Annotated in this window: 18 protein-coding genes; 9 read left to right on the forward strand and 9 right to left on the reverse strand. The window is 58.6% G+C overall.

The annotated features are described in order from the left end of the window. Window positions 1–195 precede the first annotated feature (195 nt). Together XMD517_RS01225 and XMD517_RS01230 are read right to left on the reverse strand one after the other, a co-directional pair. A complete protein-coding gene (locus tag XMD517_RS01225) occupies window positions 196–1,620 on the reverse strand; it encodes a surface lipoprotein assembly modifier (RefSeq protein WP_173488281.1) in 1,425 nt (474 codons plus the stop codon). Then, a complete protein-coding gene (locus tag XMD517_RS01230; RefSeq protein ID WP_173488280.1) occupies window positions 1,574–2,623 on the reverse strand; it encodes a hypothetical protein in 1,050 nt (349 codons plus the stop codon). The genes XMD517_RS01225 and XMD517_RS01230 overlap by 47 nt, the downstream gene beginning before the upstream one ends. Window positions 2,624–2,820: 197 nt before the next feature. Here XMD517_RS01230 and thyX point away from each other — a divergent pair, with 197 nt between their 5' ends. The 4 genes from thyX (at window position 2,821) to XMD517_RS01250 (ending at window position 5,902) form a co-directional block, all read left to right on the forward strand. Continuing rightward, complete coding sequence (gene thyX, locus XMD517_RS01235; protein WP_173487671.1) at window positions 2,821–3,729, forward strand: FAD-dependent thymidylate synthase; 909 nt, start codon at window positions 2,821–2,823, stop codon at window positions 3,727–3,729. A 135-nt stretch (window positions 3,730–3,864) separates the two neighbouring features. Beyond that, window positions 3,865–4,200 carry a hypothetical protein gene (locus tag XMD517_RS01240; protein WP_173487672.1) on the forward strand — a complete coding sequence of 112 codons (336 nt, stop codon included), beginning with the start codon at window positions 3,865–3,867 and terminating at the stop codon, window positions 4,198–4,200. A gap of 51 nt (window positions 4,201–4,251) precedes the next feature. Then, window positions 4,252–5,405, forward strand: a protein-coding gene (locus XMD517_RS01245) for an IS3 family transposase (protein ID WP_371732405.1) whose coding sequence is annotated in 2 segments (ribosomal slippage) — window positions 4,252–4,519 and window positions 4,519–5,405 — 1,155 coding nt in all. Because the reading frame shifts where the segments join, the coding sequence is not laid out codon by codon here. 116 nt (window positions 5,406–5,521) lie between these two features. Then, a complete protein-coding gene (locus XMD517_RS01250; RefSeq protein WP_173487377.1) occupies window positions 5,522–5,902 on the forward strand; it encodes an abortive infection family protein in 381 nt (126 codons plus the stop codon). 185 nt (window positions 5,903–6,087) lie between these two features. Here the strand turns inward: XMD517_RS01250 and XMD517_RS01255 are convergent, their stop codons facing one another. Continuing rightward, the gene (locus XMD517_RS01255; protein ID WP_173487376.1) at window positions 6,088–6,294 is read right to left on the reverse strand and encodes a cold-shock protein; all 207 of its coding nucleotides are present in this window, start codon (window positions 6,292–6,294) and stop codon (window positions 6,088–6,090) included. Between the two features lie 254 nt (window positions 6,295–6,548). On the opposite strand from XMD517_RS01255, the gene XMD517_RS01260 reads away from it, so the two are divergent. Next, complete coding sequence (locus tag XMD517_RS01260; protein WP_173487375.1) at window positions 6,549–6,884, forward strand: arsenate reductase family protein; 336 nt, start codon at window positions 6,549–6,551, stop codon at window positions 6,882–6,884. 33 nt (window positions 6,885–6,917) lie between these two features. Next, window positions 6,918–7,283 carry a hypothetical protein gene (locus XMD517_RS01265; protein ID WP_173487374.1) on the forward strand — a complete coding sequence of 122 codons (366 nt, stop codon included), beginning with the start codon at window positions 6,918–6,920 and terminating at the stop codon, window positions 7,281–7,283. 86 nt (window positions 7,284–7,369) lie between these two features. Here the strand turns inward: XMD517_RS01265 and XMD517_RS01270 are convergent, their stop codons facing one another. The 5 genes from XMD517_RS01270 to thrS form a co-directional block, all read right to left on the reverse strand. Further along, window positions 7,370–7,918: a DoxX family membrane protein gene (locus XMD517_RS01270; RefSeq protein WP_173487373.1), complete on the reverse strand. Its 549-nt coding sequence runs from the start codon at window positions 7,916–7,918 to the stop codon at window positions 7,370–7,372. A 1-nt stretch (window position 7,919) separates the two neighbouring features. After that, the gene (locus tag XMD517_RS01275) at window positions 7,920–8,696 is read right to left on the reverse strand and encodes a DNA-binding domain-containing protein (protein WP_173488081.1); all 777 of its coding nucleotides are present in this window, start codon (window positions 8,694–8,696) and stop codon (window positions 7,920–7,922) included. Beyond that, the gene (locus XMD517_RS01280) at window positions 8,693–9,583 is read right to left on the reverse strand and encodes a DUF692 family multinuclear iron-containing protein (protein ID WP_173487371.1); all 891 of its coding nucleotides are present in this window, start codon (window positions 9,581–9,583) and stop codon (window positions 8,693–8,695) included. The genes XMD517_RS01275 and XMD517_RS01280 overlap by 4 nt, the downstream gene beginning before the upstream one ends. A gap of 174 nt (window positions 9,584–9,757) precedes the next feature. Next, the gene (locus tag XMD517_RS01285; RefSeq protein WP_173487370.1) at window positions 9,758–10,057 is read right to left on the reverse strand and encodes a DUF2282 domain-containing protein; all 300 of its coding nucleotides are present in this window, start codon (window positions 10,055–10,057) and stop codon (window positions 9,758–9,760) included. A gap of 485 nt (window positions 10,058–10,542) precedes the next feature. After that, window positions 10,543–12,492: a threonine--tRNA ligase gene (gene thrS / locus XMD517_RS01290; RefSeq protein WP_173488080.1), complete on the reverse strand. Its 1,950-nt coding sequence runs from the start codon at window positions 12,490–12,492 to the stop codon at window positions 10,543–10,545. 162 nt (window positions 12,493–12,654) lie between these two features. On the opposite strand from thrS, the gene XMD517_RS01295 reads away from it, so the two are divergent. From XMD517_RS01295 to XMD517_RS01305, 3 genes are all read left to right on the forward strand, one after another. After that, window positions 12,655–13,323, forward strand: coding sequence for a DNA-3-methyladenine glycosylase I (locus XMD517_RS01295; protein ID WP_173487368.1), 669 nt, complete (start codon window positions 12,655–12,657; stop codon window positions 13,321–13,323). Between the two features lie 13 nt (window positions 13,324–13,336). Then, a complete protein-coding gene (locus XMD517_RS01300; protein WP_173487367.1) occupies window positions 13,337–14,095 on the forward strand; it encodes an alpha/beta hydrolase in 759 nt (252 codons plus the stop codon). A gap of 93 nt (window positions 14,096–14,188) precedes the next feature. Then, complete coding sequence (locus XMD517_RS01305) at window positions 14,189–14,899, forward strand: alpha/beta fold hydrolase (RefSeq protein WP_173487366.1); 711 nt, start codon at window positions 14,189–14,191, stop codon at window positions 14,897–14,899. A 118-nt stretch (window positions 14,900–15,017) separates the two neighbouring features. Here XMD517_RS01305 and phaZ read toward each other — a convergent pair whose 3' ends face one another. Beyond that, window positions 15,018–16,379, reverse strand: a complete 1,362-nt coding sequence (gene phaZ, locus XMD517_RS01310; protein ID WP_173487365.1) for a polyhydroxyalkanoate depolymerase — start codon at window positions 16,377–16,379, stop codon at window positions 15,018–15,020. Window positions 16,380–16,389 lie beyond the last annotated feature (10 nt).

The following is a 16,389-nucleotide window of genomic DNA, read 5'->3' on the forward strand; positions in this document are numbered from 1 at the left end:
TTCTGGGCAAAGGGGCTGTCCCCCCGCCTGTAATGTTTTGGTCTTGACCTGAGACAGGGGGTGAAACGGGGCAGGACGTGACAGTGCCGTGGCGTTTCGGGGAAAACCTGTGTCTCAGCTGTTTCAGCAAACACATTAAAGCGTTTCGGGACAAACTTGAAACGCTTTAACAGACCCGGGGCTAAGCAAAAGAGGTCAGAACTGGGACCGGATCGACAGACCGAGCGCGGTTTCCGATTTTGTGAACCGGGCAGCGTTTGAACTGGTGCGGGTATGGTTGAGGCTGACAACCGGGGAAAACCCCCAATAGCTGACCGAGTTCAGGGTCATTTCGGCAAATGCCGAGAACGTCTTGTCCCGGCGCCCGTCCAATGTGTGCGGGGATTGGGCATATTCCCGGTAACTGCCGGTCACGCCCCCTGAAATCGAGTTGCCGGCAAGTGCTTTGCCAAAATCCATATCAATCCCGAGCCGGTATTCGTCATAGGCGCGGGTGATGTCGCGGGAGGCTGCCGTTTGGTAGTCCGCCTTCAGAGTAAGGCGGTTTTTCTGCCACGGCATGCGATAGCGCAACCCGATCCCGGTGGTGTGAATGTCATCGACATATGCGCTGTCCGGCGATTGCAGGTCATATTTCAATTGCAGGGAAAGACGCTTCCCGGCCTTGGGGGGCAGGTGAAACTGCAACCCGGCACCAAACAGAACCGACAGCGGTGTGCCGCCATACCAGTTGCGCCCCAGTCGCATGTCAAAGTCCAGCATCCCGCGATTTTGCCCCAACAGGCGCTGATGCCGATAGGTCAGCGCAACGGAACTGTAGCGGTAATCCGCCCCGGAGACCGAAGCGGGGGCGGCCTCACGCGGGTCGTCCAGCCAGACTTCCTTATGAAAAATCTGCGCGCCAACGAAACTGCGTGCGGTTTTGCTTTCGGCAAACCGGTAGGTGAGGTCCGCGCCAAGATGTCCTTCCAGGCCGGACAGCGGGCGAGAGGCCCCCCGATAGGTTACCGGAAGCAACGTGCCACCAAAGACCCAATACCCCCCATCTTCCGAGGATCCGTCATTGACGTTGGAGCTTGGCGTCAGGCCAAAATCAAGCTGCAGGCGCCACGGGTTGCGTGCCCGCACATAGTTGAAATCCTGTCTCAACTGCCGCTTCTGCGCGGGGGTTGCAGCGTGGTTTGAGGCGCGCCGCAGCCAAAACTGCCCTGCCATCTTGTTGCCGCCCGACGCAAAGGCCTGTGCGGCCACCATGGCGGCGGAGTATTTCTGTCCCTCGGTCTGGGCAAGTTTCCAGGCCTGTTTGGCCGTGTTGCGCGCGTCTTTGTTTTGTCCGAGGTCCCGCTCGGCACGGGATTTCAGCACCAGCATCAGGACGGAGTCGGGATAAGCATCCAGATAGGCGGTGGCAAATCGTAACGCCACGCCCGGCTGCCGCGCCGCCAGCGCGTTTCGTGTGGCCACAAGCATCTGGTCGGCGCTCAGGGTCACTTGTTCGGCCAGGGATGATGTGGCGAAAAGCGGCAGTGATAACACCGCCGCCAATATGGGTTTTCGAAGGAAAGTCATCGACTTATCGGTAAAGGATGAAGCCGCCTGTTTCGCGGATAACCACGCCATCGGTTCCCGGATCGGCGCTTTCGATCACCACGATCCCCGTCACCTCCATATCCGCACCTTCACCGGCCAGCACCGCGTAGTAATTTCCGCTTTCCAGCTGAACGCCGGAGTTGCTGCTGGTGATGCCATTGGTCAATTCCCCATCAGCGTTCAGCGTATCCGGGCCAATGGTCAGGTGCAGCGAGGGCAGGGCCCCAAGCGGGATATCCTGCCAGCCGGTGACCAGGGCATTGTCGTCATTGATCTCGGCGATGTACTGATCGGTCAGGCGGTTGCCGTCCATATCGTAAACCTGACGATTGGTAATGGTGCCTTTCACCGCGTCGCCCGCGTTGAAATCGTCAAAGTCGATATCCAGGGTCATGTCGCCGGTGGTATATTCCAGCCCGCTGACCCCTCTGAAATCCCGCAGCCCCGCGTAACCGCCCCGGAAACCGGCCTGGCCACTGGTCGGCAGGACAACCGCCCCGTTGCGTTCATACATGAAGCCGCCAAAGCCGTAATCGGTATAGGCACCGGTGCGCACCAGGGCAAATTGAGTCACGGGAGAGCCATCGGGATTGCTGTTGGTGCTGACCCCAAGGATCGCCTTGTGGGGCAATTGGGTGATCGGCGTGCCGGTCACGGAATCGGCAAATGTCGAGGCGTTTTCGTAAACCCGATAGGGCGAGACCGCCGCGGCCAGTTGCACGTTGGGCAGAGGGACCCGCGAATAGGTGTTGGTCCCGTCAAAGCCCAAATTGTCGACGGTGAAAGTATCGTCCACCTCATTATAGGTGATCGACTGCGCATAGCCGTTGCCGGAGCCGTCCTCTTCTTCGTAACGGTTGATGGATCCGCCTGCAGAGGGATCATCGGTCCCGGGGGGCAGCGGGCTTTCTGTTGCCGGGGTGTCGGGTGCCGGATTGGTCAGGGGGTTGTTGCCACCATTGTCGCAGGCCCCCAGCGTAAAAGCTGCCATGGCTGCGGTCAGGGCTGCGCCTGTTTTCAAAGTCACTGTCATGAAACTGCCTCGGGTTTTCTTTTGCGTCATTCAGGCGGTTGGAGCGGATATTGTCAAGTTTTCAATGGGCTCGCGTGAAAAACTCGGCCTGTGTGGTGAATGCGCCGCTTTGGGGGGATGCCACGTCATCATGTGTGTTCCGCTTGGCGCATCGCCTAGATATAGTGGCCCCAATCACATTCAGAGAGAGATTCGTCATGCCCCTGAGCCCTGAGCAGAAAGCCGAGATCGAAGAACAGCGCAGCCAGAAAAACACCACGATGCGTGTGGTGAGCGAAGGCATGGAAAAGCATCTTTACACCGCGCATGAGGTGCTGGATCACGGTTTTGTCCGTGTCATCGACTATATGGGCGACGATGCGGCGATCTGTCAGGCGGCGCGGGTGAGCTATGGCAAGGGCACGAAATCGGTGCAGAATGATGCGGGTCTGATCCGCTACCTGATGCGCCACTGGCACTCGACCCCGTTTGAAATGTGCGAGATCAAGCTGCATGTGAAACTGCCGGTCTTTGTGGCGCGGCAATGGATCCGTCACCGCACCGCAAATGTGAATGAATATTCCGCGCGCTATTCGATCCTGGATCGGGAGTTTTATATCCCGGCGCCCGAACATGTGGCGGCGCAATCGGTGGTGAACAACCAGGGCCGGGGGGCTGCGTTGCAGGGGGAAGAGGCCGCACGGGTTCTGGAAATCCTCAAGGCCGACAGCAACCGGGCCTATGATCATTACGAAGAGATGATCTCGCAGGACGGTCAGGACGGGCTGGCGCGCGAGCTGGCGCGGATGAACCTGCCCGCCAATGTCTATACGCAGTGGTATTGGAAAGTGGACCTGCACAACCTCTTCCACTTCCTGCGCCTGCGCGCCGACCACCACGCCCAATACGAAATCCGCGTCTATGCCGAAGCGATGTGCAAGATCGTCGCCGACTGGGTGCCTGCCGCCTACGGCGCGTTTGAAGATTACCGTCTGGGCGGCTCCAACCTCTCCGGCCGCGCCATGGACTGCATCCGCCGGATGCTGAAAGGCGAAGAGGTCACGCAGGAAAACTCGGGGATGAGCGCTGGTGAGTGGCGTGAGTTTGAGGCGGAGTTGCGGGGGTGATAACGGTCGGGGCTGGCCCCGATCATTTGATCTTGGAGGTCGAACCAATTGAGGATTTCAAGTAGAGCGGTTGAGTTTCTCGTAGGGATCATAACTGGCGATACCCAAATTTCAGAGTACCGCTCGGGTCCTAGGTTGGTCGACTTTTTTAACTCGCATGGGGAAGAGGATCTGTATGGTCAGGGATTCCTATCGCGTCATCACTACGTCCGCGATAAGTTGAATAAACTGAATGGTACAGATCGTTTAAAGGCGGTTGTCGCAGAGGCATTTGAATTTGGGTTGGATCGAGAACGCGAGACTGAGGATGCAGCCTTCCAGTTCAACAAAGTCTTATCGCGAGATGGATTTCGTCTTGTGAAGGACTACCATGCAGGCTTCATGCAAGGTGACGAATACATTGAAGGTGAGATGTTTTTCCGAGTGAAAGCAGCAGTGGATCTGAGCTACCCCCTGACATTCGGACACTGACGTAAGCTACGATTTGTTGTCTGCTGGTCTTCGATGAGAAGGAGATCAGAGATGTCGAAACGGAAGAACCATTCGCCGGAATTCAAGGCGAAGGTGGCGCTTGAGGCGCTGAAGGGTGAACAGACGGTCGCTGAGTTGGCGAGCCGGTTTGGCGTCCACCCGACGATGATCCACAGTTGGAAGCGGGCGCTCTTGGAAGGTGCGTCCGGCGTCTTTGAGCGCGGCGGCAAGAAAGCCCCTGAGATTGACGAGGAGCAGGTCAAGGAACTGCACGCGAAGATCGGGGAGCTGGCCGTGGCCAACGATTTTTTGTCACGAAAGCTCAAGCCGTGGATCGGCAAGTGAGACGGAAGATGGTTGAGCCTGCCAATCCCGACCTGTCCATCGGCAGGCAGTGCAAGCTGCTGTCGATCTCGCGCTCGTCGTTCTACTACCAGCCCAAGGGCGAGACGGCGCTGAATCTGATGCTGATGCGTCAGATCGACGAGCAGTTCCTGGAAACGCCGTTCTTTGGTGTCCGGCAGATGACCTGGCACCTGCGCAATGAGGGCCATCTGGTGAACGAGAAGCGCATCCGGCGGCTCATGCGGCTGATGGGCCTGATGCCGATCTACCAGAAACCCAACACCAGCAAGGCAGCGAAGGGGCACAAGACATATCCTTATCTGCTGCGAGCTTTGCGAGTGGGTCGGCCCAATCAGGTCTGGGCAGCAGACATCACCTACCTGCCGATGCGGCGCGGGTTCCTGTATCTGGTGGCGATCATCGACTGGCACACCCGCAAGGTGTTGGCCTGGCGCATATCGAACACACTGGAGGCGGACTTCTGCGTCGAAGCGTTGAACGAGGCCATCGCCAGGTTTGGCCCACCCGAGATCATGAACACCGACCAGGGCAGCCAGTTCACGTCCTGCGCCTGGACCGACAGCTTGCGGCGATCAGGTGTCCGCATATCGATGGACGGCAAAGGGCGCTTCCTCGACAACATCTTCGTGGAACGCCTCTGGCGGAGCATGAAATACGAGTGCGTCTATCTGCACGCCTGGGAAACCGGATCAGAGGCGAAAGCCGGCGTCGGTAAGTGGATCGAGTTCTACAACCGCAAGCGCCCCCATTCCGCCCTTGGCGGCAAACCCCCAGCCGTGGTCTATTGGCTGAGAAAAAACAAAACCAAACCCGATCAGCAGGAGCAGAGAGTAGCTTAACTTACGCCCGACACTGTCCAAACTTCGGGGAGTAGCTCAGTCACCGATCAAAAGCCCCAGAAGTTTTATTAGATTTCACGTCTCTGAAAGAGCATTCTGCTAAAGCAGATAAGCGGATGGAGACAGGCGACTATTCGGGCGCAATATCTATATGCTACACATTTCTGGAAACATTTGTAAAATTGGCTTTGAAAGAAGAGAGTGTTGAGTTCAATGCCAATGAAGGTGATTTGAAAAAACTGTTTCGACTACTCCTAACCTCCCGTGGAATGAACGTTGTTTCTGACACATCTGATCCGCTCAAACCGATATTGAGTGGGATTAGTTCGATGATCACAGGATTTTACGAAGTTTCAAATAAAGCAAGTGATCGGCATGCAGCCAAACTGAAACCGGCTCAACATCACGCTCAGTTTGTCGTGTCCCTAACCTATTCAACCTGTGAATTCCTCCTTCTTTCTGGGGAATATCAACGGGCAAAAATAACCAAAAAATGAGTTGTCGGAATTAGCCCGTGCTTGCACGGGCAGCGCCTGACCTCCCCCATGGGAGGGCGCTTCGCTTCCTCCCGAGGTCAGGCACTGCCCTTCGAGAAGTTCGCAACATCTCCACCCCGTAAAAGAAAACCCCCGCCGATCTTGCGATCCGCGGGGGTTTGTCATTTCCCTAAGCGGGAAATCTCTTAGGCCAGCTCGAGGTTGGCGGCAGAGGTTTTGCCATTACGGCCGGTTTCCAGCTCGTATTTGACTTTTTGGTTGTCTGCCAGCTCACGCAGGCCGGCGCGTTCAACGGCCGAGATGTGAACAAACACGTCTGCTCCACCCTCGTCGGGTTGAATAAAGCCGTAGCCTTTAGTGCTGTTGAACCATTTTACGGTGCCAGTGGCCATTCCGTCTCTCCTAAATATTATGTCACCCACAACATGCGGTGACCTTGGTAGCGCAGCCTTGAACTTGGCCGACTGCGTAGTGAGAAGGCGGAAGATAGTCTGTCGTACAGAACTGACATGGCGCAGCGCAGGGGGAAAATCAAGGCTTTCCTGCAAATGAACCTGTCAGTGCCATCTTGTTCTTGCAATCATCGGCGCCCATAACGGGGGGAATGTGACGGGCCAACATGACAAAGACATGACAGGAGAGGGCGATGCGGTTTTGGGGATTGAAAAGCTGTGACAGCTGCAAGAAGGCGCAAAAGGCGCTGGTGGCGGCGGGCTATGATCTGGCGGTGACCGATGTGCGGGCAGATGGGGTGGCGGCGGAGGATCTCGCCCGGTTTCATGCGGCGTTTGGTGATGCGCTGGTGAACAAGCGCTCCACCACATGGCGGGGCTTGTCGGAGGAGGAGCGGGCAGGGGACCCGCTGGCGCTTTTGGCGGCACACCCGACCCTGATGAAACGTCCCGTTGTGGAAGAGGGCGATCGCCTGACGCTGGGCTGGGACAAGAAAACCAGTGCCGAGTGGTTGGAGAACGGCGCCTGACGCCCTATCTCCTAGCCAAAGAGGAGTGAGTATATGCGTAACGCGGCATTGGTATTGGGCATTATCGCCGGGATCTGGGGCATGTTTGTCGGGTTCTTCGGCTATGGCTATACGGAGCTGATCGAGCGGTTTGGCGAATTGCCCGATCTGGCCGAGCAGGTAGAGCACCCCGAACGCATCCGTGCTTTTGCGCTGATTGCGCCGCTCCTGGCGCTGGCAGGGGGGGCGATGGCGCGCTCGGTCGCGCAGGTTGGTGGCATCTTGTTGCTGGCCTCGGCCGCGGGAATGTATTTCGCCTTTGGCTATGGCGTTTTCACCATGTTCCCCATTGCGCTGGCAGGTCTTGGTGGTCTTTTGGCGATTGCAGCGGTGAAGCCGGACGCGATTGACCGCAGATGAAATCACCCCGCCGGATTGGCGGGGCGCATACTGGTTACACATGAGGTTGGGTGAGGCCGGTTGTGGCCGGTTGTGGATGAGGCGCTTCAGTGCAGCTTCAGCAGCCGATCCAGTGACAGGGGGCCTGCGCCCTTGATCACCAGCGTGACCAGCACCACCATCCAAAAGAGGCGTTGATCGAGGATCAGGCTGTCCGGGATACGGTCAAACCACGCGCCCAACGTCTCGGGGTGGGCAATGCCGCCATGGCCAAACAGATCGGTGAGCGTCTGCACGATCACAAACCCGATCATGCCGATTGCCGCCAGACGGGTGAACAATCCGATGATCAACAGCAGCGGCAAGATGAACTCGGCCAGAGTGCCCGCCGTGACCACCAGCGTGTGAAAGGCGCTGAGTTTCGAGACGTCATAGCCCGCCGCCTCCATCGCTTTGGGGAAAATCTGGGCATAGGCCCCCAGCGACGGGGTGAAGATGCCAAAAATGCCGCTGCCCAGTTTGGTCAGACCCGAGGCCCAGAAATACCCCACCAGCGTGGCGGCAAAGGTGAACCGGGCCAGAAGCGGCAGCAGCGCGGGACCCAGACGCTGGACGTGCCCGGCCAGCGTATTGTGCAGGTTAATCAGTGCGATCATGTCATCCCCTAGAAATCTGTGTGATGGCTTGGCCTGCAAAAAGCGCGCCCAGCGTTGTGGTCAGGTCAAAATCGGCCACATCGGATGTGGCCAGGCCAAGGGCCGTGCCAAAGCTGCTCCCCTTCAAAAGCGCGTTGACGAACGTGGCGCCGCCTTTTGGCAGGCGCTGTGCAATGGGATCGAACCCTTTGCGTGAAATCAGGATGTCTTCGGGTGCCATCACCGGGGAGGGGCCGCCGTTCATATTATATTCCCATATTGCGAGGGCCGGATGTTCCACGGACAAAACCTCTACCGAAGGCGCCAGGGTTAGATGCGCATCCATCAGGTCGGCCTGGGACAGTATGGTCAATTCTGCCGGATCAATCGTCTCTCCGTCCCCGGCGTGATAGGCGCGCCGCAGGGCCAGTTCGAGTTTGGCCACATCGGGCAGGTATTTCAGATGCACCGTGCCGGGAAAGCCCACAAGGAACTGCGGCATGGCGGCGCCGTAATGCATGATCAGCTGTGAGGCCGGCGGATGGATGCGCAGATACACCAGCGCCATCTGACGAAAGAACTCCTCACCCAGCAGGGCGACCAATACGGGAAACCCCTCTGTCAGCGCAGTTGCCAGAGAATGGGTCACATTGTTGCGATAGATGTTGAACCGCTTCTCGGCCTGAGAGCCATCGGGGTTCACCAGCCCGTCAGGGACGGATCTGGTCGGATCCAGCATGGCGCGGCGGAAATCGGTCTGATTGACCTCTGTTGCGCGGGGTTTCAGATCAACGCTCATGCGGGCACCTGTTGGGCAGAAGGCTGCGGGACGGAGGCCATATGGGCGGTGGCGCGGGCGGCTTCGGCTTCCAGCACCGGGTAATCCGGCACGTCATTGTCCCATTCCACCAGCGCTGGGCGTGGGCCGCCCCGTGAAATGACGTAATCAAACAGCGCCCAGACCGGCTTATCCACCGGTTTGCCATGGCTGTCGATCAGGAGTTTTCTGCCCAGCTCATCCGCGTCTTCATCGTGACCGGCAAGGTGAAACTCCTCAACCAGCTCCAGCGGGTAGGCGTCGATATAGGTGTATGGATCAAATTCCAGATTGGTGGCGGAGACAAAGACGTTGTTCACGTCCAGAAGCAGGCCACAGCCGGTGCGGCGGGCCAGTTCGCGGATGAAATCGGGTTCGGACCAGGTGCTTTCGGCAAATGCCAGATAAGATGAGGGGTTTTCCAAAAGCATCTTGCGGCCAAGATAGTCCTGCACCTCGTTGATATGGCGGGTCACGCGGGCAAGCGTGTCATTGGTATAGGGCAGGGGCAGAAGATCGTTCAGAAACTGGCTGTCATGGGTCGACCAGGCGAGATGTTCGGAAAACATAGCAGGATTGATCCAGTCGACCAGCTTTTTCAGCCGGGCCAGATGTTCGGGATCCAGCCGCGCCTCGCCGCCGATAGACAGGCCCACACCATGCACGGAAATCGGGAAACGATCCGCCAGATGTTTCAGCTGGGCCAGTGGGCGCCCGCCATCGCCCATATAGTTTTCCGCGTGGATCTCAAGCCAGGTCACCGCACCGGGATTTTCCATTAAATCTTTGAAATGCTGCGGTTTATACCCGATGCCGCCTGACTTGGGCAGGGCGGAATGGGGGGCAGCGTTTTGCGGTTGGTCCAGCATTGAAATCTCCCGAAACATTGCCCGGCGCAGAGCGGAAGGGGGAAGACGTGCCCCCCGAGGGCAATTGGAATGAGGCTTTTAAGAGGATCGGCCACAGCGGACCGGGCCGATCTTTTATCTGTCTGGGGTGGGGCGGGCAGAACTTGGGGGCTTGCCCGACCCACTTACCTGCGCTTACGACGGCAGGTTCATTTTGGTCGCTTCCAGCGAGCCTTTGTGCATCTTGCCAGCACTGTCGGTGATTTCCATGGTCTCGCAGGTGCCGGCCGGAACCAGTTTCCAGGCGTTGCCCTGATAATCGACGGTCGACGAACCGGCGCAGGTGGTGCCGGGGCCGGCAGCGCAGTCGTTCTGACCGGCCAGAGCGACACCGAAGCACTTCTCTTGATCGCCATCTGCCAGAGCGGCGGTTGCGTTGGCGGCAACGGCTGCGGAAACGGCACCCAGAACTGCGATGGTTTTTGCTTTCGACATGTGAACTTCCTTTCAGGTTTAAAACTCGTACCGTCCCGTGATGAGCGTGATCTGGGCTGTCTGATGTCCCTGTTGGCGTTGCTCGGGGCCGGTGAGAGCAATCTAGGCAGCGCGGTCGCGCCGCTCCACTCACGACGGCGTTAGTCACGGGAGCGTTATGGGCTGCGCGAAATGCGCTCACGCTCCTGTGAGGATCATCGCTGGGCGAGACGGTGGAAACCCCAGTAAAATAACGATTAACCCGTGAAATGACGCCAGGCAGTTGACGGCGAAATGTTACGTTCCGTTGCAAAGATATGTGACAGGCCCCGATATGTTTCAGACGCAAGGCTGCCATGCACAGGGGGGATCACGTGTTTTGTGAACCCTGTAACCAAATATTGGCGTGTCTTCTGGTGCGCTGTCCGCGGGCATGGGCAAAGAAAAAGGCCAGGGCGTGGAACCCTGGCCTTTTGTAAGGCTGTTATTTTGGCGTTCAGGCCAGATCAGGTCAACAGATCGGGAGGGGTGGCTTCGCCGGCAAGATCTGCCACAACCTCGTCAAGTGACAGAACTTTCGAGTGTTTCTCGCCCAGGCGCCGCATCGACACGGTGCGCTCCTCGACCTCTTTCATGCCACAGGCCAGGATCACCGGCACCTTGCCCAGCGAATGTTCCCGGACCTTGTAGTTGATCTTTTCGTTGCGCACATCTGCCTCAGCCCGGACACCTTGGGCTTTCAGCTGGGCAACCATCTCATGCACGTACTCATCTGCATCCGAGACGATCGCCGCCACAACCACCTGACGCGGGGCCAGCCAGAATGGCAGCTTGCCGGCGTGTTCCTCAATCAGGATGCCGATGAAGCGTTCAAACGATCCCAGCGTGGCGCGGTGCAGCATGACCGGGCGGTGCTTGGCGCCGTCTTCGCCGATATAATTGGCGTCGAGCCGTTCCGGCAGCACAAAGTCCACCTGCAACGTGCCACATTGCCAGTCACGGCCGATGGCGTCGGTCAGAACAAATTCCAGTTTCGGGCCATAGAAGGCGCCTTCGCCGGGGTTGAGGTCAAAGTCGCACCCGGCGGCTTTGGTGGCGGCCATCAGGGCGGCTTCGGATTTGTCCCAGACCTCATCACTGCCGGCCCGCTTTTCCGGACGGTCGGAGAATTTGACCGAGAAGCTCTCAAACCCCAGATCCTTGTAGATGTCGGACAGGAATTCGATGAACAGCTTGGTTTCATCCTCGATCTGCGCCTCGGTGCAGAAGATATGCGCGTCATCCTGGGTAAAGCCGCGCACCCGCATGATACCATGCAGCGCGCCCGACGGTTCATAGCGGTTACATGATCCGAACTCGGCCATGCGCAGGGGCAGGTCGCGATAGGATTTCAGACCCTGATTGTAGACCTGCACGTGGCAGGGGCAGTTCATTGGTTTGAGCGCATTGACCGCCTTTTCGCGGGCGTGCTCTTCGTCCACCTCAACGATGAACATGTTTTCCTGATACTTGTCCCAGTGGCCCGAGGCCTCCCACAGCTTGCGATCCACAACCTGTGGGGTGTTCACCTCAACATAACCGCCGCGTTTTTGCTGGCGGCGCATGTAATCCTGCAGCTCGGTATAGATGGTCCAGCCGTTCGGGTGCCAAAAGATCTGACCCGGAGCCTCTTCCTGCATGTGAAACAGGTTCATTTCGCGGCCCAGCTTGCGGTGGTCGCGCTTGGCAGCCTCTTCCAGCATATGCAGGTGTTTCTTGAGGCCATCCTTGTTCTGGAAGGCCACGCCATAGATCCGTTGCAGCATCGGGCGGTTGCTGTCGCCGCGCCAATAGGCGCCGGCCACGCTCATCAGTTTGAACGCATCGCCGGGCAGCTGGCCGGTGTGCTGCAGGTGCGGACCACGGCAAAGGTCCTGCCAGTGGCCGTGCCAATACATGCGCAGCGGCTCATTCCCCGGAATGGCTTCGATCAGCTCAACCTTATAAGGTTCATTGTTGGCCTGATAGAATTTCACCGCGCGGTCACGTTCCCAGATCTCGGTGGTGACGGGGTCGCGCTTGTTGATGATTTCTTTCATCTTGGCTTCGATCTCGCCCAGATCTTCCGGCGTGAACGGTTCTTCGCGATCGAAATCGTAATACCAGCCGTTTTCGATCACCGGCCCGATGGTGACTTTCACATCCGGCCAGATCTCCTGCACGGCGCGCGCCATGACATGGGCAAAATCGTGACGGATCAGTTCCAGCGCCTGCACGTCATCTTTCATGGTGTGAATGGCGATTTCGGCGTTGTCATTGATCGGCCATTGCAGGTCCCAATGGGCCCCGTTCACGGTGGCGGAAATGGCCTTTTTGGCGAGCGAGTTGGAAATGCCGGCGGCCACTTCGGCAGGGGTCACACCTGCGTTGAACTCACGCGCATTGCCATCGGGAAATGTAAGGGAAATCTGGCTCATCGGCCTAGCTCCTCGTCGTTTTGGCGCCCACGGAACGCCCGGTTGCGGGTTATGTGTGATGGGCGTTTTCGCCTGAGCGGGGCACGAAGTCAACGGCGGTGATTGGAAAATCTCGCTTGCATTCGTAAGGGGCGGGGGCATGATGCGGGCAGGGAGGATCAGATGCGAAGATTTGACGACATTCTGATGATGGCGGTTGAGCGCAAAGGATCGTTTGAGGCTGTGCTGGGCGATATCTCTGCGCCAAAAAACACTGACGAGTTGGCGGCAATGAAGGACAGCGACTGGTTGGCATGTTTTGCCAGGGGGATATTTCAGTCCGGGCTGGCCTGGCAGGTGATCGTGAACAAATGGGACGGGTTAGAAGAGGCGTTCCACGGCTTTGATATTGGTCGCTGTGCGATGATGTCTGATGAATGGTTTGATGAGCTGCTTGCAGACACCCGTGTTATTCGCAGCGCCCCCAAGATCCGATCGATCCAAGAGAATGCCGTGTTCATTCAATCGGTTGCAGCCGAGGCGGGCAGCTTTGGGCGAAAGATTGGGGACTGGCCTGCCCGGGATTATTTCGGACTGCTTGACTGGCTGAAAGCAAATGGTGCCCGGCTGGGTGGAAACACGGGGGCCTATGCCCTGCGGATGATGGGGCGTGACGGGTTCATGATGACGCGGGATGTGGTGGCGCGATTGGTGGCCGAGGGGGTGATCGACAAGGCGCCGAGTTCGAAAGCCGCGAAGGCGGCTGTGCAGGCGGCATTCAACACATGGCACGAAGAAAGCGGGCGCAGCTTCACCGAAATCTCGCGCGTTCTGGCATATAGTATCGACTGAAAAGGATAGAGGATTGACCGCATATCTCGACACGGCGCAGGGGCGTCGCATTGCCTATAACAAGACCGACGGTGCCCAAGACCAGACGGGGCCGACGATTGTATTTCTGTCAGGGCTGAAATCCGACATGGAAGGCACCAAGGCGGTCGCGTTGGAGGCCTGGGCCCAGGAGAAGGGGTTTGCCTTCCTGCGGTTTGACTATTCCGGCCATGGGCAAAGCTCGGGTGCCTTTGTGGAAGGCAGCATTGGCGATTGGCATGAGGACACGCTGGCGGTGGTCGATAATCTGACCCAAGGGCCGATCATTGCGGTGGGGTCGTCCATGGGGGGGTGGCAATCGCTGCTTTTGGCGCGCGCGCGCCCCGGCCGGGTGGCTGGTCTGGTGACCATCGCGGCCGCGCCCGATTTCACCGAAGATGGCTATTGGGCCAGTTTCACCGACGCGCAGAAAACGGAACTGGAGCGCGAAGGGATGCTGTCGATCCCCTCCGATTATGACGAGGATTACCTGATCACCAAGCGGCTGATCGAAGACGGGCGTGAGAATTTCGTGCTGCGCTCGCCGCTGAAGCTCGACATGCCGGTGCGTTTCTTGCAGGGCACCGAAGATGAGGCCGTGCCCACGTCGCAGGCCGTCAAATTGCTGGACCATGCCGAGGGGGATGACATCCGCCTGACGCTTGTCAAAGGGGCCGATCACCGGTTCTCCAGCCCGGAATGTCTTGATCTGATCCAGAAAATGACGCTGGTGGTGATCCGGCGCGCAGGCTGAGGGGCAAGGCGTATTTGTGCCGGAGGGGCGTAGGGCGCTTGCCCCCGCCGCCGCGACACGGCACAAGACGGGTGGACAAGGTGAGGTGAGGGAATGCGGGAGCCATTGGTTCTAGTGCCGGGCATGGTGTGTGACGCGCGGGTTTTTGCGCCTCAGATCAATGCGTTGTCCCGGAAATACACGGTGCAGCTGGCCAATCTGGCCATGGGGGATACCATTCGGGAAATGGCCGCTCATGTGCTGGATCAGGCGCCGCTGCGCTTTGCTCTGGCGGGCCATTCGATGGGCGGGATCGTGGCGATGGAAGTGGCCCGGCGCGCACCAGAGCGGGTCTCGCGTCTGGCGCTTTTATCCACCTCTCCCTTGCCCGACACGCCTGCGCAGGCCGCCTGGCGAGAGCCGCTGATCGTGCGGGCACAGGCGGGGCGTCTGGCAGAGGCTGTGTCGGAAGTGGTCACGCCGGACACCCTGGCGCCCGGGGACGGGCAGGACGCAATCCTGTCATTGATTCGTGACATGGCGCTTGATTTCGGGCCTGAGATGTTCATCCGCCATCAACGGGCGCTGCAACGGCGCCCCGATGCCCAGAGAATGCTGCAGAAACTCAAGATCCCGACCATGGTGCTATGTGGTGCACATGATCGGCTGACCTCGCCGCGCCGGCATGAAAACATGGCGGAATTGGTGGTGGGGGCGGAACTGGTCGTGTTGCCGAATGCGGGGCATATGCCGATGCTGGAATGCCCGGAGGAAGTGACAATCGGGCTGGATGCCTGGATGCAGATGCCGCTGGCTTTGCGATAAATTGTGACAATGCTGACCTGCCAAAACGTGATCCGGGCAGGGGCAGGAACAGAAAAAGGCACCCGGTTGGGTGCCTTTTGTGTCTGAGGTCAGGGGATGTGCCCGGTGACGGTGCGAATCACACTGGGATTCGCGTGGGCAGGCCGCCTTCGTCCGATGAACTGGGCTCGGCCTTTGCTTTGGCCGCAGCGGGGGCTGTTTTGGCCTTGGCCTTCTCCGCCCGTTTCTTTTCGGCTTGCTTGGCATGGGTGCCGGCATTTTGATCAATGAAATCAAGGACCATGGGGCGAATATTGTTGCGCCAGCTCTTGCCGGCAAAGATGCCGTAATGGCCCGCACCCGGCTCCAGATGGCTGGCTTTCTTTTCCTCGGGCAGCCCGGTCAGAAGATCCAGCGCGGCGACGCATTGCCCCGGCGCCGTGATGTCGTCCTTGGACCCTTCCACGGTTTTCACTGCCACATCGGTGACTTTGCCGATATCGATCTTGTGTCCGTTCACGACAAATGCATTTCGGGCGACCTCGCTGTCCTTGAACAGGCGTTCAACGGTGGAGAGGTAGAACTCCGCGGTCATGTCCATCACGGCGAGATATTCGTCATAGAACGTGTTGTGCTTGTCGTGATCCGAGGCCTCGCCTTTGGTCACGCGCATGATCTGATCCGCGAAAGCCTTGGAGTGCATTTCAGCGTTCATTGACATGAACCCGGCGAGTTGCAGCAGGCCCGGATAGACCATGCGACCTGCGCCAGCATATTTGAAACCAACGCGCTGGATGGCCATTTCTTCCAGCTGTCCCATGGTCACACGGCGCCCGAAATCGGTCACGTCCGTGGCAGCGGCATCAGGGTCGATCGGCCCCCCGATCAGGGTAAGGGTCTGGGGCTGTGCTTCGGGGTCCAGCTCGGCCAGATAGGCCGTGGCCGCCAGGGTCAGGGGGGCCGGTTGGCACACGGCGATCACATTGATGTCCGGGCCAAGATGGCGCATAAAATCAACAAGATAGAGGGTGTAGTCTTCGATATCGAACTTGCCTTCCGAGACCGGGATGTCGCGGGCATTGTGCCAGTCGGTCACATAGACATCTGCCTCGGGCAGAAGGCTGTTCACGGTTGAGCGCAGCAGCGTGGCGTAATGGCCCGACATGGGGGCGACCAGCAGGATGCGGCGCTCACGCGGGGCGCGGCCAACAGCGTTGAATTTGATCAGGTCGCCAAAGGGGCGTTCAACCAGTTTTTCAACTTCGACCAGACGCTCGCGACCATCTTTGGTGACCACGGTGTTGATGCCCCAGTCGGGCTTCACGGTCATGCGGTGGAAGGTGCGTTCGGTGACGTCGCCCCAGGCTGCCATCATCTGGAAGAAGGGGTTGGGAACAAGGGCCGTTGCCGGGTAGGATCCAAGAGCGGCAGCCGTCGCGCCCAGCCACTGGTTGGTGTTTCGCAACGTCTCCATCAGATCATATGTCGCCATGTACCGCATTCAGAACCCC

The organism is Aliiroseovarius sp. xm-d-517 (assembly GCF_013283135.1).
Lineage (GTDB): Bacteria > Pseudomonadota > Alphaproteobacteria > Rhodobacterales > Rhodobacteraceae > Aliiroseovarius > Aliiroseovarius crassostreae.